The organism is Pseudomonas sp. UME65, assembly GCF_014170225.1.
GTDB lineage: Bacteria > Pseudomonadota > Gammaproteobacteria > Pseudomonadales > Pseudomonadaceae > Aquipseudomonas > Aquipseudomonas protegens.
This window is the reverse complement of sequence record NZ_LZZQ01000016.1, coordinates 643518-663181: the sequence shown is the minus strand read 5'-3', so window position 1 is coordinate 663181 and position 19664 is coordinate 643518. Positions and strand designations below refer to the sequence as shown.

The window sequence follows — 19664 nt, the reverse complement described above, 5'->3', positions numbered from 1 at the left end:
GTGTGTTCGTCTAATAAACGACGGCCATTATATCGCCACTCTCTTGGCCGGCAGGAACATGTTCGGGCTGCTGTTGGATACAGCTGTCCGAATTATTCGTGTCCGCAGGATTCAGCAACTAAGTAGTGCGGGTTGTTAGTTGTAGGCTACATTGGTTCCACGCTAGCGGGCGCGGATTAACAGCTCAGGGAAAATGTTAGAAATGGTGAAGAACAATCATCCTGCACCACTGTTCAAGGCACTGGGCGAATATAAGGGCATCCTCATCAGTGTCGGTTGTTTCACTGCGTTGATTAACGTGCTGATGCTGGTGCCTTCCATCTATATGTTGCAGGTCTACGACCGGGTACTGTCGTCGCAGAATGAAACCACCCTGGTGATGCTGTCGTTGATGGTGGTGGGCTTCTTCGTCTTTATCGGTCTTCTGGAAGTGCTGCGCAGCTTTATCGTGATCCGCATCGGCAGCCAGCTGGAGCGCCGCTTCAACCTGCGGGTCTACCAGGCCGCGTTCGAGCGCAACCTGTCCCGGGGCGAGGGCCATGCGGGGCAGTCCCTGGGAGATTTGACCCATATTCGCCAGTTCCTCACCGGGCCGGCACTGTTCGCCTTCTTCGATGCACCCTGGTTCCCCATCTACCTGCTGGTGATCTACGCCTTCAACGTCTGGCTTGGAGTGTTCGCCACTGTAGGCGCGTTGTTGCTGATTGCCCTGGCGTACCTCAACGAAGCGATGACCAAGAAGGACCTGGCCGAGGCCAGCGGTTTTTCGCAGCGTTCCACCCAGCTGGCCACCAGCCACCTGCACAACGCCGAAACCATCCAGGCCATGGGCATGCTTGGCGCCTTGCGCAAACGCTGGTTCGCCGTGCACTCGCGCTTCCTCGGCCTGCAGAACCAGGCCAGCGATACCGGCTCGGTGATCAGCTCCCTGAGCAAGACCTTGCGTCTGTGCCTGCAATCCCTGGTGCTGGGCCTGGGTGCCTTGCTGGTGATCAAGGGCGACATGACCGCGGGGATGATGATTGCCGGTTCGATCCTCATGGGCCGGGTGCTGAGCCCCATCGACCAGTTGATCGCGGTGTGGAAGCAATGGAGTTCGGCCAAGCTGGCCTACGGCCGCCTGGATGCACTGCTGCGCGAGTTCCCGCCCAGTGATACGGCGATGTCCTTGCCGGCGCCCAAGGGCCAGGTGAGCTTCGAGCAGGTCAGCGCCGGCCCACCCGGACGGCGGATGGCGACCCTGCAACAGGTGAGCTTCAGCATCAATGCCGGCGAAGTGCTTGGCGTGCTGGGGGCCTCCGGTTCCGGCAAGTCGACCCTGGCCCGGGTACTGGTGGGCGTATGGCCGACCCTGGGCGGCACCGTGCGCCTGGACGGGGCCGATATCCATCGCTGGAACCGTGACGAACTGGGGCCCTACATCGGCTATCTGCCCCAGGATATCGAGCTGTTTACCGGCAGCATCGCCGAGAACATCGCACGTTTTCGCCAGGCCGACCCGGAGCAGGTGGTCCAGGCCGCGCAGATGGCCGGGGTGCATGAGCTGATCCTGCGCCTGCCCCAGGGCTACGACACCGTGCTCGGCGATGACGGCAGCGGCCTGTCCGGTGGCCAGAAGCAGCGGGTGGCCCTGGCCCGGGCGCTGTATGGCAGCCCGAGCCTGGTGGTGCTGGACGAACCCAATTCCAACCTCGATACCGTAGGCGAAAGTGCCCTGGCGGCGGCCATTGCCCAGCTCAAGGCCCGGGGCACCAGCGTGGTGCTGGTGACCCACCGTTCCTCGGTGCTGGCCCTGGCCGACAAACTGCTGGTACTCAACGAAGGCCGCTTGCAGGCCTTTGGCCCGAGCCAGGAAGTGCTCAAGGCCCTGGCCGGCGGCCAGCAAGCCCAGGCCCAGGAGGCGCCCAAGCCCGTTGCAGCGGCACCCGGCGGCCTCAGCATGAGCCGGCAATACCAGGCTCCGACACGGAATTCAGGCGCATGAGCAAGGACAGCAACATGATGATCGAAGAGGGTTACGCGCCGGAACGGGTCGAGCGTGACGCGGGCTTTTTCGCCCGCATGGGCTGGATCCTGGCCCTGGTGGGGGCGGGCAGTTTCTTCGTCTGGGCGGCGCTGGCGCCCCTGGACCAGGGCATTCCGGTGCAAGGCACGGTGGTGGTGTCCGGCAAGCGCAAGGCGGTGCAGTCCATGAGCAGCGGGGTGGTCAGCCGGATCCTGGTGCGCGAGGGCGAAAGCGTGAAGCAGGGCCAGCCGCTGTTCCGCCTGGACCAGACCCAGGTGGCGGCGGACGTGCAATCGCTGCAAGCCCAGTACCGCATGGCCATGGCCAGCCTGGCGCGCTGGCGCAGCGAGCGCGACAACCTCAAGCAGGTGGATTTCCCCGCGCCCCTGAGCGACAGCGACGATCCGCGCCTGGCCCTGGTGCTGGAGGGCCAGCGCCAGTTGTTCAGCAGCCGGCGCGAGGCATTCTCCCGGGAGCAGGCGGGCATCCGTGCCAATATCGAAGGCGCCACCGCGCAACTGGCCGGCATGCGCCTGGCCCGCACCGACCTCGGTAGCCAGGCCGAATCCCTGCGCCAGCAACTGAGCAACCTGCAACCTTTGGCGGACAACGGCTACATCCCGCGCAATCGCCTGCTGGAATATCAGCGCCAACTGTCCCAGGTGCAGCAGGAACTGGCGCAGAACACCGGGGAAAGCGGGCGAGTGGAGCAGGGCATCCTCGAATCCCGGCTCAAGCTGCAACAGCACAGCGAGGAGTACCAGAAAGAGGTGCGCAGCCAGTTGGCCGAAGCCCAGCTCAAGACCCAGACCCTGGAGCAGCAACTGACCTCTGCCGGTTTCGACCTGCAGCACAGCGAGATCATCGCCACCGCCGACGGCATCGCGGTCAACCTCGGGGTGCACACCGAGGGCGCGGTGGTGCGACAGGGCGAGACCCTGCTGGAAATCGTGCCCCAGGGCACTCACCTGGAGGTGGAAGGGCGGCTGCCGGTGAACCTGGTGGACAAGGTCGGCACCCACTTGCCGGTGGACATCCTGTTCACCGCCTTCAACCAGAGCCGCACGCCACGGGTGCCGGGCGAAGTCAGCCTGATTTCCGCCGACCAGATGCTCGACGAGAAAACCGGCATGCCCTACTACGTGCTGCGCAGCAGTGTCAGCGACCAGGCCATGGAGAAGCTCAACGGCCTGGTGATCAAGCCCGGCATGCCGGCGGAAATGTTCGTGCGCACTGGCGAGCGTTCCCTGCTCAATTACCTGTTCAAGCCACTGCTCGACCGGGCAGGTTCTGCACTGACCGAAGAATAAGGATGTCGCGTCGTATGAGTAAGCTTTCCATTCTCGCGGCGGCTCTGGCGCTGTTGGCCTGCCAGACGGCCCAGGCGGTGGGCCCGTTCCAGATCTACGAACAGGCCCTGCGCAACGACCCGGTGTTCCTCGGCGCCATCAAGGAACGCGACGCCGGCCTTGAAAATCGCGCCATCGGCCGTGCCGGGCTGCTGCCCAAGGTCGGCTACAGCTACAACAAGGGCCATAACAATTCCAAGGTCAGCTACCTGGATACGGTGCGCGGCACCATTACCGAAAAACGCAACTACGACAGCTACGGTTCGTCCCTGACCCTGCAGCAGCCGCTGATCGACTACGAGGCCTACGCCAATTACCGCAAGGGCGTGGCCCAGGCGCTGTTTGCCGACGAGAACTTTCGCGGCAAGAGCCAGGAGTTGCTGGTGCGGGTGCTGAGCTACTACACCAAGGCGCTGTTCGCCCAGGACCAGATCGACATCGCCCTGGCCAAGAAAAAGGCCTTCGAGCAGCAGTTCCAGCAGAACCGGCACATGTTCCAGCAGGGCGAGGGCACCCGCACCGACATCCTCGAAGCCGAGTCGCGCTACGAATTGGCCACCGCCGAAGAGATCGAAGCCCGGGACGAGCAGGACGCGGCCTTGCGCGAGCTGGCGGCCCTGACCGGCGAGCCGAACCTCGATGTGCGGGATCTGGACCCCTTGCAGGAAGACTTCCAGTCCTTCTCCCTGACTCCGGCCAACTACGACACCTGGCACGAGATGGCCCTGAGCAACAACCCGGTGCTGGCTTCCCAGCGCCAGCGGGTCGAGGTCGCGCGCTACGAGGTGGAGCGCAACCGCGCCGGGCACCTGCCCAAGCTCAGCGCCTACGCCACCATGCGCCAGAACGAATCGGAAAGCGGCAACACCTACAACCAGCGCTACGACACCAACACCATCGGTATCGAAGTCAGCGTGCCGTTGTATGCCGGGGGCGGGGTCTCGGCCTCGACCCGCCAGGCCAGCCGCTCCATGGAACAGGCCGAGTACGAACTGGACGGCAAGACCCGGGAAACCCTGATTGAACTCCGCCGCCAATTCAGTGCCTGTCTATCGGGGGTGAGCAAGTTGCGGGCCTACCAGAAAGCCCTGACTTCGGCCGAGGCCCTGGTGGTCTCGACCAAGCAGAGCATCCTGGGGGGCGAACGGGTCAACCTCGATGCACTGAACGCCGAACAGCAGCTCTACACCACCCGCCGCGACCTGGCCCAGGCGCGCTATGACTACTTGATGGCCTGGACCAAGCTGCACTACTACGCAGGCACTCTGCGGGAAGAGGATCTGGCCAGGGTCGACGAGGCTTTCGGCCAGCGCGCGCAGCCTTAGGAGGCCTTGCCGACCGCAGGCTCAGGGACAATAAAAAAGAGGAATGAGCATGAGTATCTTCGATTACAAGACCGCCCTTGGCGGTGACGGCAAGGCCCTCTACAGCGAAGCCATTACTCTGGCGCTGTACGCCTCCACACCCACCGGCGAGGCGCTGCCGGGCACCGCCTGGCGCCCCATCAGCGCCAGCCAGCTGGGCTACCAGGGCAACGTCAGCGCCCAGGGCACGATTTCCGGCGAGCAGGCGATTGTCAGCGACGCCCAGGTCGAGGTGCTGGGCAAATACGACGCGGCCGGGCAACTGCTGTCCATCGGCATCAGCTTTCGCGGCACCGACAGCCTCAAGGACGGTATCAACGACTTGCAGGCGGCCTTCGTGTCGGGCTTTGCCGACAACTACAGCCGCCTGGCCTTCGACAACCTGCTGGGCAAGGTGGCGGCCTTTGCTGCGGCCCAGGGCTTGAGCGGCAGCGATGTGCTGGTCACCGGCCACAGCCTGGGCGGCCTTGGGGTCAACAGCCTGGCGGCCATGAGCAGCGATCACTGGGGCGGCTTCTACCAGGACGCCAGCTACGTGGCCTTCGCCTCGCCGACCCAGAGCGCCAACAGCTCGCAGGTGCTGAACATCGGCTATGAAAACGACCCGGTGTTCCGCGCCCTGGACGGCACTCATTTCAACGCCTCGTCCCTGGGCACCCACGACAAGCCCCAGGAGTCGGCGACCAACAACATCGTCAGCTTCACCGATCACTATTCATCGTTCCTGGGCAAGTTGGTTCCCCAGAGCATCCTCAATCCGCAGTCCTGGTCGGCCCATAGTGCGGTGGACTACGCCGGCGGCCTCAACCGCCTGATCAACTCGGATTTCTATGACCTGACCAGCCGCGACTCCACCGTGGTTATTTCCAACCTGTCCGAGGGCAAGCGCGATCAGGTCTGGGTCAAGGACCTCAACCTGTACGCGGAAAAACACACCGGCAGCACCTTCATCATCGGCACCCAGAGCAACGACCTGCTGCACGGCGGCAAGGGCAACGACTACCTGGATGGCGGGGCCGGCGATGATCGCTTCCGCGATGACGGCGGCTACAACATCATCCATGGCGGGCAGGGCCATAACGTGCTGGAACTGCAACAGCCGCTGAAGAACTTTTCCATCGCCAATGACGGCGACGGCACCCTGTATATCCGTGATGCCTACGGCGGCATCAGCATGACCCGGGACGTCGGCGCCCTGGTCAGCCACGAGACCGGAAGCTGGTGGCAACTGTTCGGCAAGGACGTGAGCCACAGCGTCACCGCCGACGGCTTGCAGAACGGCAACCAGTGGACCGCCTACAACCATTCCCTCAACGGCGATGCCTACGGCAATGCGCTGGTAGCCAGCGTCGATGGCGACTGGCTGTTCGGCCATGGCGGCGATGACCTGCTGAGCAGCGACAAGGCCAACGTGACCTTCGTCGGCGGCACCGGCAACGACGTCATGCACTCCAGCGGTGGCGGGGGCAATACCTTCCTGTTCAGCGGCAACTTCGGCTTCGACCTGATCCACGGCTACCAGAACACCGACAAGCTGGTGTTCATGGGCGTGCCCGGAGTCGATGCCCATTACGACTACAGCCAGCATTTGTCGCAGAACGGCAACGACACCCTGCTCAGTGTCGGCGAGTTCTCGGTGACCCTGGTGGGGGTCGGCATGGACAGCCTTTCGGGCTCGGGCCTGGTCTTCGCCTGACCCTCACCGATATCCAGCGCTAGAGGCCCCGCAGCCCCCTGAAAAGGGCTGCGGCGGCGACAGCTTTGCCCGCAGCAGGCGCCCCTGGGCGTGGGGCGCGAACCCTCAAGGAGCCAGTCCCATGAAGTAAGCCGTGGTTGCTGATCGGTTACGGAAAGTCGATCCCAGAACAACAACAAGAGACGTCATCAACATGGATGTGAATGTTCATCAGCTCAATGTGCTGGCGGCCGGGGTGTTCCTGGCGTTTGCCGCGAACCTGCCGGGTGGGGCCCAGGCGGCCTACCAGGAAACCGGTCGCCCCGGTGATGCCGCCAGCTGGCGCTCCGCCGAATACCTGCAGGACTGGGGCCTGGACCGGATGCAGGCGAACCAGGCCTACGCTGCCGGCCTTACCGGTAGCGGGGTCAAGATCGGTGCCCTGGATTCGGGCTTCGATGCGGCCCATGCCGAAGCCTCGTCCCTGCGCTTTCACCCGGTGATCGCCAGCGGCAACTACCAGGACGGCAGCGGGTTCCAGGTGTCCGGGGTGCTCAACGCCAACAACGACACCCACGGCACTCACGTCACCGGCACCATGGGCGCCGCCCGCGACGGCAACGGCATGCACGGGGTGGCCTTCAATGCCCAGGTCTACGTCGGCAACACCAACGGCAACGACAGCATGCTCTTCGGCCCGGGCCCCGACCCGCGCTATTTCCAGGCGGTGTACGGTGCCCTGGCCGACGCCGGGGTGCGGGTCATCAACAACAGCTGGGGCAGCCAGCCCAAGGACGTCAGCTACCAGACCCTCCAGGGCCTGCACGCCGCCTATGCCCAGCACTTCGGCCAGGACACCTGGCTCGATGCGGCGGCGCAGGTCTCGCGCCAGGGGGTGATCAACGTCTTCAGCGCCGGCAACAGCGGCTATGCCAATGCCAGCGTGCGATCGGCACTGCCGTATTTTCAGCCGGAGCTGGAAGGGCACTGGCTGGCGGTCTCGGGCCTGGACAAGAACAACCAGCAGAAATACAACCAGTGCGGGATCGCCAAGTACTGGTGCCTGGCCACGCCCGGCGCGGCCATCACCAGCACTGTGCCCGGGGGCGGCTACGCCACCTACAACGGCACTTCGATGGCCGCGCCCCATGCCACCGGGGCCCTGGCCCTGGTGATGGAGCGCTACCCCTATCTGGACAACCAGCAGGCCCTGCAGGTGCTGCTGACCACCGCCCGCCAGCTCGATGGCTCGCTGACCCAGGCCCCTGGCAGCCTGGTGGGCTGGGGCGTGCCGGACCTGGGCCGGGCATTGCACGGGCCCGGGCAGTTGCTGGGGGAACTCAAGGTCAACCTGGAGGCCGGGCAGGGCGATGTGTGGAGCAACGGCATCTCCGACCAGGCCCTGGCCCAGCGCCAGGTGGAGGATGCCGCCGAGCACCAGGCCTGGCAACAGACTCTCAAGGATCGTGGCTGGGAGCAGGGCCCGGGGGCCCAGGCCAGCCAGCAGGAACTGACCGACTACGCGGTCGGCATGGCCCGGGATGCGGCGGCCGCGCAGCGCCTGTACCAGGGCAGCCTGGTCAAGTCCGGGGCCGGCTGGCTGTTGCTCAGCGGTGACAGTAGCTATCGCGGGCCGACCACGGTCGATGGCGGGCTGCTGGTGGTCAATGGCAGCCTGGCATCCGTGGTCACGGTCAACAGTGGCGCGAGCCTGGGTGGCAGCGGGCAGGTCGCGGCGCTGACCGCGACCCGCGGCGCGCGCGTGGCCCCGGGCAACTCCATCGGCACCCTGAATGTGGCCGGCGATGTGAGTTTCCAGCCAGGTTCGACCTACGCCGTGGAGCTGTCGCCGACCGCCAGCGACCGTATCGTCGCCGGCGGCCGGGCGCATCTGGAGGGCGCCCAGCTCAGCCTGAGCCTGGAACACAGCGCCAACCTGCTCAGCGCCGGGCAGGTCCGGGGGCTGGTCGGGCGCCAGTTCGACATCTTGCAGGCCGCGGGCGGTATCGATGGCCAGTTCGCCCTGGTGCAACCCAACTACCTGTTTCTCGGCGCGGTGGTCGATTACTCCGCCAGCGGCGTGCAACTGGGCCTGGTGCGCAGCGCCGCGACCTTTGCCAGCGTGGCCGCCAGCCCCAACCAGCGCGCGGTGGCCTCGGCGGTGGAGCAGTTGGGCACGGCCGACCCGGTCTACGAAAGCCTGCTGCTGTCGGCCTCGCCGGCTTCGGCTCAAGGGGCGTTGCAACAGTTGTCCGGGGAGATCTACCCGGCCCTGGAGCAGACCCTGCTCAATCAGGGCCGCGACCTGCGCGAGGCCTTTGGCCAGCGCTTGCAGCGCCCGGGGCCAAATGCCGGGGAGGGCGAGGCGAGTTTCTGGATCAAGGGCCTGGGTGGGCAGGCGCGCACTGACGGCGACTCGGGCCACAGTTCCTACCAGGGCAAGGGCAGTGGGGTGCTGCTGGGGCTGGACCGCGACCTGGACGCGGACACGCGGGTCGGCCTGGCCGCCGGCTACAGCGACACCTCGCTGCGCATGGGCGGCGCCAGCCACTCCAGCGCGCAGATCGACAGCTACCACTTGGGCGCCTATGCCGGGCGCGACCTGGGCGACCTGCGCCTGAGCCTGGGGGCCAGCCACAGCTGGCATAGCGCCCAGGTGCGCCGCGACCTGCAATACGCCGAAGCCAGCGCCAAGCAGAAGGCCCGGATCGACGGCCGCAGCAGCCAGCTGTTCAGCGAGGCAGCGTATCGGCTGCAGCTACCGGCCCTGACGTTGGAGCCCTTCGCCAACCTGGCCTACCTGCACCTGCAGCGTGACGCCTTCCACGAGAAGGGCGACGCCGCTGCCCTGCGCGCCGGGGAGGACAGCGCCGAGGCCCTGCTGGGCAGCCTGGGGGCCCGGGGCCTGAAGCGGCTCAGCCTGAGCCGCGGCCAGCCCCTGGAGCTGTCCAGCAGCCTGGCCTGGCAGCACCGCCTGGGGCATGACACTTCCAGCCAGCACCTGGCATTCGCCAGCGGCGGCCCGGGCTTTGCCGTGGACAGCGCAAGCGCGTCCCGGGATGCGGCGCTGCTGGGGCTTCAGGCGCGCCTTGGAGTCACCGCCCAGCTGGACCTGAGCCTGGATTACCAGGGCCAGCTGGGCAATGCCGAACAGTTCCACAACGTGGGGCTGAACCTCGACTGGCGCTTCTGAAGCGCCGGTCGCCATACCCCGGCGCAGAGCGTCGTCGCGCCGGTCGATTGCCCATACAACTAAGGATGGTCGTAGTGAAGCAGTTTCAACCTGGACAACCGCATCTTCGCAATACCCGCTCCGGATGGCCTCGCTGCCGGCAGCTACCCTGGGCGTACAGCCCGCTGGCCAGCGCCCTGGCCGGTTGCCTGGCCCTGGCCACTGGTGCCCAGGCGGCGCCCTATGTGGAAACCGGCAAGCTCGGCGACGCCGCCAGTTGGCGCAGCGCCGAATTCAAGGCCGACTGGGGCCTGGGGGCGATACATGCCGACAGTGCCTATGCCGCCGGCTACACCGGCCAGGGCATCAAGCTGGGGATCTTCGACCAGCCGGTGTATGCCCAGCACCCCGAGTTCGCCGGCAGCGACAAGGTCATCACCCTGGTGACCAGCGGCATCCGCCAGTACACCGATCCCTACATTCCGGTAAAGGCTGGAGACGCCTTCCGTTATGACGGCACGCCCTCGGTGGGCTCGGACGGCAAGCTCGGTTCCCACGGCACTCACGTGGGCGGTATCGCCGCCGGCAGCCGCGATGGCGGCGCCATGCATGGGGTGGCCTTCGACGCCCAGATCATCAGTGCCGAGAACGGCGACCCCGGCCCCGAGGACGGCATCATCCTGGGCAACGATGGGGCGGTGTACAAGGCCGGCTGGGACGGCCTGGTAGCCAGTGGCGCGCGGATCATCAACAACAGCTGGGGCATCGGCATCACCGACGCATTCGCCAAGGGCGGGCGCGATCCGGCGTTCCCGCACTTCGGCCTGAGTGACGCCCAGGCCCAGTTCAGCCAGATCCGGCCCTTGCTCGGCACCTTGCAAGGCGGTGCCTATGACGGTGCCATCAATGCGGCCCGCAGTGGCGTGCTGACCATCTTCGCCGCCGGCAACGACTACAACCTGAACAATCCGGACGCCATCGCCGGGCTGGGCTATTTCGTCCCGGAAATCGCCCCGCAGTGGCTGACAGTGGCGGCCTTGCAGCAGAACCCGGACACCAGCAGCGCAGAGCCTTACACCATCAGTACCTTTTCCTCACGCTGCGGCTACACCGCGAGCTTCTGTGTCTCGGCCCCGGGGACACGGATCTACAGCGCCGTGATCGGTGGCACCAGCCTGGAAGACATGACGGTCGGCTACGCCAACAAGAACGGCACCTCGATGGCCGCGCCCCATGCCGCCGGTGCGGCAGCGGTACTGATGGAGCGCTTTCCCTACATGGATGCGGCGCAGATCGCCGGGGTGCTGCGCACCACCGCCCGGGACATGGGCGCCCCGGGCATCGACGAGCTGTATGGCTGGGGCATGATCGACCTGCAAAAGGGCATTCGCGGCCCGGGCATGCTGGTCACCGAGCAGGACATCCCCCAGGAACTGCGGATCGATGGCGCCTATGGCTCGTCCCAGTGGGTAGCCAACCTGCCGGGGGTGGGAGCGCTGCTGGACGCCGGCAAGCCCACCCAGCGGCGCTGTACCCAGTTCAACTGCGGCTTCGACATCTGGAGCAACGACATCAGCGGCCATGGCGGCCTGACCAAGGAGGGCATCGGCACCCTGGTGCTCAGCGGCAACAACAGCTACGCCGGCCCGACCCTGGTCAACCAGGGCCGCCTGGCGGTCAACGGCAGCCTGACGTCGGCGGTGACGGTGAACCAGGGCGCAACTCTCGGCGGCAATGGCCGGATCGGCGGGCTGACGGCCAACGCCGGGGCCACGGTGGCCCCGGGCAACTCCATCGGCACCCTGAACGTGGCCGGCGACGTGACCTTCCAGCCGGGCTCGACCTACGCCGTGGAGGTGTCGCCGACCGCCAGCGACCGGATCGTCAGCAGCGGCCAGGTGACCATTGCCGGGGCCAACCTGGCCATGGTCCTGGAGCCTTCGAGCACTGGCAGCGGCAGCGTGCTGGGGCGCCAGTTCGACATCCTCGATGCGGCGGGCGGGGTCCAGGGCAGTTTCGGCTCGGTGTTGCCCAGCTACCTGTTTCTTGCCGGCAGCCTGGACTACTCGGCCACTGGTGTGCAGTTGGCGGTACAGCGCAGTGCACGCTCGTTCGCCAGTGTCGGCCTGACCGACAACCAGGTGGCGGTGGCGGCTGCCGCCGAGCAACTGGGGGCCGGCAGCCCGCTGTTCGAAAGCCTGCTGCTGGCGCCGACTGCCGCCAGTGCCCAGCAGGCCTTCCAGCAATTGTCCGGGGAGATCCACCCGGCGGTGGCCAGTGTCCTGATCAACCAGGGCCGTCACCTGCGCGACACCATGGGCGAGCGCCTGCGCCAGGACGCCGGGGCTGTCGGCAACGGCACCCAGAGCCTTGATGAAGGCGCCTGGTTCAAGGTCCTGGGCGCCTGGGGCAAGGCCGATGGCGGGCATTCCCAGGCCGGCTACAACACCTCCATCGGCGGCTTGCTGGCCGGGGTGGATGGTGAAGTGGGCGAGGGCCGGCGCCTGGGGCTGTTCGGTGGCTACAGCGACAGTTCCCTGAACATGGGCGACGGTACCCATTCCTCGGCCAAGGTCGACAGCTACCACCTGGGGGCCTATGTCGGCCAGCAACTGGATGCCGTGCGCCTGAGTGTGGGCGGTTCCTACAGCTGGCACCGCATCGACGTCAAGCGCGAGTTGCAGTTTGCCGGGGATTCCGAGCGGCTCAAGACCAAGCGTGACGCCCAGAGCGCCCAGCTGTTTACCGAGGCCGCCTGGAGCCTGGACCTGCAACCCCTGGCGCTTGAACCCTTCGCTAACCTGGCTTATGTCAATGTGGCCAGCGACAGCTTCAAGGAGAAGGGCGGCGACGCGGCCTTGAGGGGCGCGGCTGACCACCGCGAGGCCTGGCTCACGACCCTGGGCCTGCGCGCTGGCCAACGCCTGCAACTGAGCTCGACCCGAAGCCTGGAGCTGTCGGCTACCCTGGGTTGGCAGCACCACCTGAGCCCCACCGACGCCACGATGAACCTGGGGTTCGTCGAGGGCGGGCAGGGCTTCAAGGTGCAGAGCCTGTCCCTGGATCGCGACGCCGCGGTCATTGGCGCCCGGGCCGGCATGGCCGTGGGCCGAGGGACTCGGGTCAACCTGGATTACAACGGGTTGCTGGGGGCCCGGGACAAGAGTCACGGGGTCGGCTTGACCCTGGACTGGCAGTTCTGAAGGCCGGGTAGCCAGCAGTCCCCCGGCCCTTCACCGAGTTGCCCGAGTCCCGCCATGGGGCTTGGGCGGCATGCGTTTGCTCTGACAATTCCAACAACAGAAGAGGCAATACCATGGGTGTGTTTGACTACAAGAACTTCACTGCAAGTGACTCCAAGGCGCTGTTTTCCGATGCGCTGGCGATCACCCTGTACTCCTACCACAACATCGACAACGGTTTTGCCGAGGGCTACCAGCACAACGGCTTCGGCCTGGGCCTGCCGGCGACCCTGGTCACGGCGCTGATCGGCAGCGGCAATTCCCAGGGGGTAATCCCCGGCATTCCCTGGAACCCCGACTCCGAGAAGGCCGCGCTGGATGCCCTGCACCAGGCCGGCTGGTCCACCATCAGCGCCCAGCAACTGGGCTACGACGGCAAGGTCGATGGCCGGGGAACCTTCTTTGGCGAGAAGGCCGGCTACGGCACGGCCCAGGTGGAAATCCTCGGCAAGTACGATGCCCAGGGCCACCTGGAATCCATCGGCATTGCCTTTCGCGGCACCAGCGGGCCACGGGAATCGGTGATCAGTGACACCATCGGTGATGTGATCAACGACCTGCTGGCGGCCCTGGGGCCCAAGGACTATGCGAAGAACTATGCCGGCGAGGCGTTCGGCAAGCTGCTGGGAGATGTGGCGGCTTTCGCCCAGGCCAATGGCCTGTCGGGCAAGGATGTCCTGGTCAGCGGCCACAGCCTGGGCGGGCTGGGGGTCAACAGCCTGGCGGACCTGAGCAGCGAACGCTGGTCGGGGTTCTACAAGGACTCCAACTACATCGCCTACGCCTCGCCGACCCAGAGCGCCAGCGACAAGGTGCTGAACATCGGCTACGAGAACGACCCGGTGTTCCGCGCCCTGGACGGCTCAACCTTCAACCTGTCGTCCCTCGGGGTGCATGACGCCCACCAGGACTCGGCGACCAACAACATCGTCAACTTCAACGACCATTACGCCTCGACCCTGTGGAATGTGCTGCCGTTCTCGATCCTCAACATTCCCACCTGGCTCTCCCACCTGCCCACCGGCTACGGCGACGGCCTGACCCGGGTGCTGGAGTCGAAGTTCTACGACTTCACCAGCAAGGACTCCACCATCGTGGTAGCCAACCTGTCGGACCCGGCCCGGGCCAGTACCTGGGTCCAGGACCTCAACCGCAATGCCGAGACCCACAAGGGCAGCACCTTCATCATCGGCAGCGACGGCAACGACCTGATCCAGGGCGGCAGCGGCAACGACTACCTGGAAGGCCGGGCCGGCAGCGATACGTTCCGCGACAGCGGCGGCTACAACATCATCCTCGGCGGCCAGGGCAGCAACATCCTGGACCTGCAGCAGTCGGTCAAGAACTACAGCTTTGCCAGCGACGGCGCCGGGACCCTGTACCTGCGCGACGCCAATGGCGGTATCAGCATGACCCGCGACATTGGCGCGATCCAGAGCAAGGAGCCGGGCTTTCTCTGGGGCCTGTTCAAGGACGATGTGATCCACCAGGTCACCGACCAGGGCCTCAAGGCCGGCGGGCAGGTTACCCAGTACGCCTCGTCGGTCAGGGGCGATGCGGGCGACAACGTGCTCAAGGCCCATGCCGGCGGCGACTGGCTGTTCGGCCTGGACGGCAACGACCACCTGATCGGCGGCCAGGGCAACGACGTGTTCGTTGGCGGTGCCGGCAACGACCTGATGGAAGCCGGAGGCGGCAACAATACCTTTCTGTTCGCCGGGCATTTCGGCCAGGACCGCATCCTCGGCTACCAGGGTGGCGACAAGCTGGTGTTCATGGGGGTGAGCGGCGTGCTGCCGGACCAGGACTATCGGGCTCATGCCAGCAGCAGTGGTAACGACACGGTGCTGACCTTCGGCCAGGACTCGGTGACCCTGGTGGGGGTCAGCCTGGAGCACCTCAACGGTTCCGGCATCGTTCTCGCCTGATGCCGGCGCGGCGCGAGGCCTGCAATGGGCCTCGCACCGTTCATTGCCGGGGGGAAGTGACCTGCCAGTCGATTTGCGACTCCAATAGCGGTAAAGCTGAAACGTGTCAGCTCGTTAGTACAGGCAGGCATTCACGCTACGGCAATGACAGGAGAGTTTTGACGGTGAGTAACAGCAAGAGGTATGCGAGCGGTGTGGTGCTGGCCCTGTGGGTGGTCATGGCATCCGCCGAGGAATTGCCTCACAGCTCGATTTTGAAGCGCTATGGGGTGACCCCGGACCAGTTGCCGGCCGGCCAGCCGGCGCCTGAAGTGAAGGAGGAGCCGGCCCCGAGCCGCTTCCATGTGCAACCCGAACAACCCTGGGCCCAGGTGCGTCTGGGGGACGACAAGAGGCCGGATACCACCGGCAACATCAGCATCGACAACGCCGAGGCCCGGGAGCGCGAGCGTTGCCAGCAGGTGCGTAACGAATTGTCCAGGCGCGGCAAGCCCCTGGGGATTTTCTGCGAGCCAGGGCAGGGGCCCTTTCCCTGGTCGCACTGACTTCAACCGCAGCGGATCATTTTTCCTGGCGGACGGTGGCCACATCGTCCGCCTTGACCCGGATGGTCTTGCCGGAAATGTCCTGGAATTCATAGAAGCCGTCGGCGGTCTTGGTCTTGGGCTGGTCCCGGGTCAGGTATTGGGTGCCGTTCTGCAGGGTCACCACAGTGGGCGAGGCGCAACCGGCCAAGGCCATGGCGCCGCAAGCGGCCAGAAACAATCCCAGGTTCTTCACTTTCATACAGACCTCTCATCAATGATGCGCACGCGCATTGGCGCCGGACACTATAGCCATGGGCCCTTGGTGTAGTGAAGACGACGAAAGTTCGCCAGGGAATTGTAAAAAACTTCGCTGTGCCATTTATCCAATAGTGTTTGCCAGACCCGGTCGCCGGCTGTTATCTGTATGCATAACCAGTATCCGATCAGCCGTGGCGCTTGCGTTCAGTGACTTCCAATCCCCTCGAAAACCCCCTCTATTACCTGCACAACTTCCGCCAGGTATTGAACTGGCTGCAGCTGCGCTATGCCGATGTGCTGAGCGCCGATGAACAGCGCTTCATCCTTGATTTCGCGCAACTGGCCGAGCCTTCCCAGGCCTTGCTGGTGCGCATGGTGATGCGCAAGGGCCGGCACTTTCGCCTGAGCAAGCTCAGCTACCCGGAGATCGGCGACAGCGCCGCGGCCCTGGAGCCGTTGCTGGCGCTGGGCTGGGTCGATGAGCAGGCGCCGCTCTGCCTGGAGGAACTGTTCGGCCTGCTGCAAAAGGCCGAGATCCTGCAGTGCTTCAACGGGCTTGCGGCCAAGGCCAGGAAAGACCAGTGGCTGGAAGAGCTAACCCAGCAGGGCCTGGCGCCCCAGGCATTCGCCCAGTGGTGCCCGGCGCTGCCAGACCGGCTCCTGAGCCTGACGCTGATGCCGCTGTGCGATCGCCTGCGCCTGATGTTCTTTGGCAACCTGTATCAGGACTGGTCGGAATTCGTCCTCGCGGACCTGGGCATCTACAGCTACGAGAAGGTCGAGATCAGTGCCGATGCCCGTGGCCTGCGCAGCCGCGAAGACGTGGACGGCTTCCTCTATCTGCATGAGTGCCAGGAAGCGTTCGAGGCCGGCGCCGAATTGCCCGAGGTGCTGGCGCACATTGCCCGCTTCCAGACCCTCAACCCCTGGCTGGAAAAACGCCGGGCCAAGCTGCTGTTTCAGCTCGGCCAGCAATGCGAGCGCCTGGCGCAGTGGGCGCTGGCCCGGCAGATCTACCAGGAGTGCGCCTACCCGGGCGCGCGATCGCGATTGATCCGGGTGCTGGAGCGCAGCGCCGAATACCAGGCCGCCCTGGCGCTGGCCGAGCAGGCCGCTGCCGCGCCCGAGAGCGCCGCCGAGGCCCAGCATCTGCTGCGGATCATGCCCCGGCTGCGGCGCAAGCTGGGCGGGCCGCCGGCGCCCCGGGCGGCCAACCGCGAGGTGCAGCGCCTGGACCTGTGCCTGGCGCGTGACGCCGACGGCCTGGCGGTGGAACTGCATGTCCAGGCCCATCTGCACCAGCCCCAGGCGCCGGTGCACTACGTGGAGAACAGCCTGATCAATTCGCTGTTCGGCCTGCTGTGCTGGCCGGCGATCTTTGCCCCCTTGCCCGGTGCGTTTTTCCACCCGTTCCAGCGTGGGCCGGTGGACCTGTTCAGCGAAGACTTCCATCAGCGGCGCAGCGAACTGTTCCAGGCCTGCCTGGCAGAACTCGACGATGGCCGTTACCGGCAGAGCATCCGCCAGCGCTTCGTGGCCAAGTGGGGGTTGCAGTCGCCCTTCGTGTTCTGGGGTGCGCTGAGCGAAGAGTTGCTCGACCAGGCCCTCGACTGCCTGCCCGCCGAGCACCTGAAGCACTGGTTCCAGCGTCTGCTGCTGGACATCAAGGCCAACCGCGCCGGCATGCCGGATCTGATCCAGTTCTGGCCCGAGCAGAAGCGCTACCGGATGATCGAGGTCAAGGGCCCGGGGGATCGCTTGCAGGACAACCAACTGCGCTGGCTGGATTTCTGCCATGAACACCGGATGCCGGTGGCGGTGTGCTACGTGCAGTGGCAGGACCCCAGCGCGTGAGTTATCGCGTCGCGGTGCGCGCCCTGTGCGAATTCAGCGCCAAGGCCGGCGATCTGGACCTGCGCTTCACCCCATCGCCCACGGCGCTGGAGGGCATTGCCGGGCACCGTACCGTGGCTTCGCGACGCAACCCCGGCTACCAGAGTGAAGTGGCCCTGGAGGGGCGATACGCCGAGCTGCTGGTCAAGGGCAGGGCGGACGGCTACGACCCGGCGCAGAACCTGCTGGAGGAGATCAAGACCTACCGTGGCGACCTTGAGCGCATGCCCGACAACCATCGTCAATTGCACTGGGCCCAGGCCAAGGTCTATGGCTGGCTGCTGTGCCAGAGCCTGCAACTGCCGAGCATCCGTGTCTCGCTGGTGTATTTCGATGTGCTCAGCGAAGGCGAAACCGCGCTGGTGCAAGAGCACAGCGCCGAGGCGCTGGAAGTGTTCTTCAATCGCCAGTGCGCGCTGTTCCTGCACTGGGCGCAACAGCAAATGCACCATCGCGCGACCCGGGACCAGGCCACCCGCGACCTGCGCTTTCCCCACGCCGAGTTTCGTCGCGGCCAGCGCCCGCTCGCCGAGTCGGTGTACAAGGCGGTGAGCACCGGGCGCTGCCTGCTGGCCCAGGCCCCCACCGGCATCGGCAAGACCCTGGGCACGATCTTTCCCATGCTCAAGGCCATGGCTGCGCAGCAGCTGGACACACTGCTGTTTCTCACCGCCAAGACCCCGGGCCGGCAACTGGCCCTGGATGCCGCCCGGGTGCTGTTCTCCGGGGTGCCGGGGCTGGCGTTGCGGGTGCTGGAGCTGGTGGCCCGGGACAAGGCCTGCGAACACCTGGACAAGGCCTGTCACGGTGAGTCCTGCCCGCTGGCCAAGGGCTTTTACGACCGCCTGCCGGCGGCACGCCAGGCCGCCAGCCAGGTGCCATTGCTGGATCGTCAGGCGCTGCGCGAGGTGGCCCTGGAGCATCAGGTCTGCCCATACTACCTGAGCCAGGAAATGGCTCGCTGGAGTGACCTGGTGGTGGCCGACTACAACTACTACTTCGACTTCAGCGCCTTGCTCTTCGGCCTGGCCCAGGCCAACCAGTGGCAGGTGGCAGTGCTGGTGGACGAGGCCCACAACCTGGTGGAGCGCGGGCGTGGCATGTACAGCGCGAGCCTGGACCAGCAGCAATTGGCGAGCGTGCGCAGCAGCGCGCCCCAGGCCTTGAAGAGCCCGTTGCAGCGGCTCAATCGCGAGTGGAATGCCTTGCACAAGGAGCAGGTGGCCGAGTATCAGGCCTATGCCCAGCTACCTGCCGCGCTGCTCAAGGCCCTGGCCCTGTGCGTAGCGGCCCTGGGGGACTATTTCAACGAACAGCCCCGGGGCCTGGACAGCGGTTTGCAGGGCCTGTATTTCGAACTGCTGCAGTTTGCCCGAGTGGCGGAGCTGTTCGATGAGCAGCAGTTCATCTTCGACATCAGCAAGCGCGCCCTGGGCGCCAAGCGCAGCCTGTCGCGCCTGAGCCTGCGCAATGTGGTGCCGGCGGCGCTGCTGGGGCCACGCTTGGCGGCGGCCCGCAGTACGGTGCTGTTCTCCGCCACCCTCACTCCCCGAGGTTACTACGCTGACCTGCTGGGGCTGCCGGACAACACCGTGTGGCTGGATGTGGAATCGCCGTTCGACGCCGGGCAGCTGGAGGTGCAGATTATCAGCCGCATTTCTACCCGCTATGCCCACCGGCAGGCTTCCCTGGCGCCGATTGTCGAGCTGATGGCCCGGCAGTTCGCGGCGCGCCCGGGCAACTACCTGGCGTTCTTCAGTAGCTTCGACTACCTGCAACAGGTGGCTGGGTTACTGGCGCGCGAGCACCCGGACATTGTGCTCTGGTGCCAGTCCCGAGGCATGGACGAGGCTTCGCGCCAGGACTTTCTCCAGCAGTTTCGTCCAGAGGGGCAGGGTATCGGTTTTGCCGTACTCGGCGGTGCTTTCGGCGAGGGCATCGACCTGCCGGGGTCGAAACTCATCGGGGCCTTTGTCGCGACCCTCGGCTTGCCCCAACTCAACCCGCTGAACGAGCAGATGAAGCAGCGCATGGCGGCGCTGTTCGGCTCCGGCTATGACTACACCTACCTGTACCCGGGCCTGCAGAAAGTGGTGCAGGCGGCAGGGCGGGTGATCCGTGGCCAGTCCGACCGTGGGGTGCTGATGCTGATCGATGATCGCTTTGCCGAACCCAGGGTCCGCCAGCTGCTGCCGAGCTGGTGGGCCCTGGACGCGCCGCCGGCTGGCGGCTAGGGGGCAGGAGGGTTGCG

The 19664-nt window shown here is 65.8% G+C and carries 11 protein-coding genes; 10 read left to right on the top strand and 1 reads right to left on the bottom strand.

All coding sequences use genetic code 11. The features are described from left to right. The first annotated feature begins 202 nt into the window (after positions 1-202). The 8 genes from A9971_RS28050 (at position 203) to A9971_RS32985 (ending at position 15280) form a co-directional block, all read left to right on the top strand. On the top strand, positions 203-1984 hold the full coding sequence (locus tag A9971_RS28050; protein WP_123430702.1) for a type I secretion system permease/ATPase: 1782 nt from the start codon (positions 203-205) through the stop codon (positions 1982-1984). 14 nt (positions 1985-1998) lie between these two features. Beyond that, a complete protein-coding gene (locus tag A9971_RS28045) occupies positions 1999-3315 on the top strand; it encodes an HlyD family type I secretion periplasmic adaptor subunit (protein ID WP_404944729.1) in 1317 nt (438 codons plus the stop codon). A 14-nt stretch (positions 3316-3329) separates the two neighbouring features. Then, positions 3330-4679: a TolC family outer membrane protein gene (locus A9971_RS28040; RefSeq protein WP_370059185.1), complete on the top strand. Its 1350-nt coding sequence runs from the start codon at positions 3330-3332 to the stop codon at positions 4677-4679. A 49-nt stretch (positions 4680-4728) separates the two neighbouring features. Further along, positions 4729-6414: a polyurethanase gene (locus A9971_RS28035; RefSeq protein WP_053151826.1), complete on the top strand. Its 1686-nt coding sequence runs from the start codon at positions 4729-4731 to the stop codon at positions 6412-6414. Between the two features lie 193 nt (positions 6415-6607). Then, positions 6608-9586: an autotransporter serine protease gene (locus tag A9971_RS28030; RefSeq protein WP_183000253.1), complete on the top strand. Its 2979-nt coding sequence runs from the start codon at positions 6608-6610 to the stop codon at positions 9584-9586. A 65-nt stretch (positions 9587-9651) separates the two neighbouring features. Next, positions 9652-12768, top strand: coding sequence for an autotransporter serine protease (locus A9971_RS28025; protein ID WP_183000252.1), 3117 nt, complete (start codon positions 9652-9654; stop codon positions 12766-12768). 113 nt (positions 12769-12881) lie between these two features. Next, positions 12882-14735 (top strand): polyurethanase, encoded by a 1854-nt coding sequence (locus tag A9971_RS28020; protein WP_183000251.1) that lies wholly within the window; start codon positions 12882-12884, stop codon positions 14733-14735. A 164-nt stretch (positions 14736-14899) separates the two neighbouring features. Further along, positions 14900-15280: a hypothetical protein gene (locus tag A9971_RS32985; RefSeq protein WP_041118378.1), complete on the top strand. Its 381-nt coding sequence runs from the start codon at positions 14900-14902 to the stop codon at positions 15278-15280. 16 nt (positions 15281-15296) lie between these two features. Here the strand turns inward: A9971_RS32985 and A9971_RS28010 are convergent, their stop codons facing one another. Then, positions 15297-15521 (bottom strand): YgdI/YgdR family lipoprotein, encoded by a 225-nt coding sequence (locus tag A9971_RS28010; protein ID WP_011061484.1) that lies wholly within the window; start codon positions 15519-15521, stop codon positions 15297-15299. A gap of 206 nt (positions 15522-15727) precedes the next feature. Here A9971_RS28010 and A9971_RS28005 point away from each other — a divergent pair, with 206 nt between their 5' ends. Both A9971_RS28005 and A9971_RS28000 read left to right on the top strand, forming a co-directional pair. After that, a complete protein-coding gene (locus A9971_RS28005) occupies positions 15728-17374 on the top strand; it encodes a VRR-NUC domain-containing protein (protein WP_169891544.1) in 1647 nt (548 codons plus the stop codon). Beyond that, on the top strand, positions 17371-19647 hold the full coding sequence (locus tag A9971_RS28000) for an ATP-dependent DNA helicase (RefSeq protein WP_183000250.1): 2277 nt from the start codon (positions 17371-17373) through the stop codon (positions 19645-19647). Before A9971_RS28005 ends, A9971_RS28000 begins: the two co-directional genes overlap by 4 nt. Positions 19648-19664 lie beyond the last annotated feature (17 nt).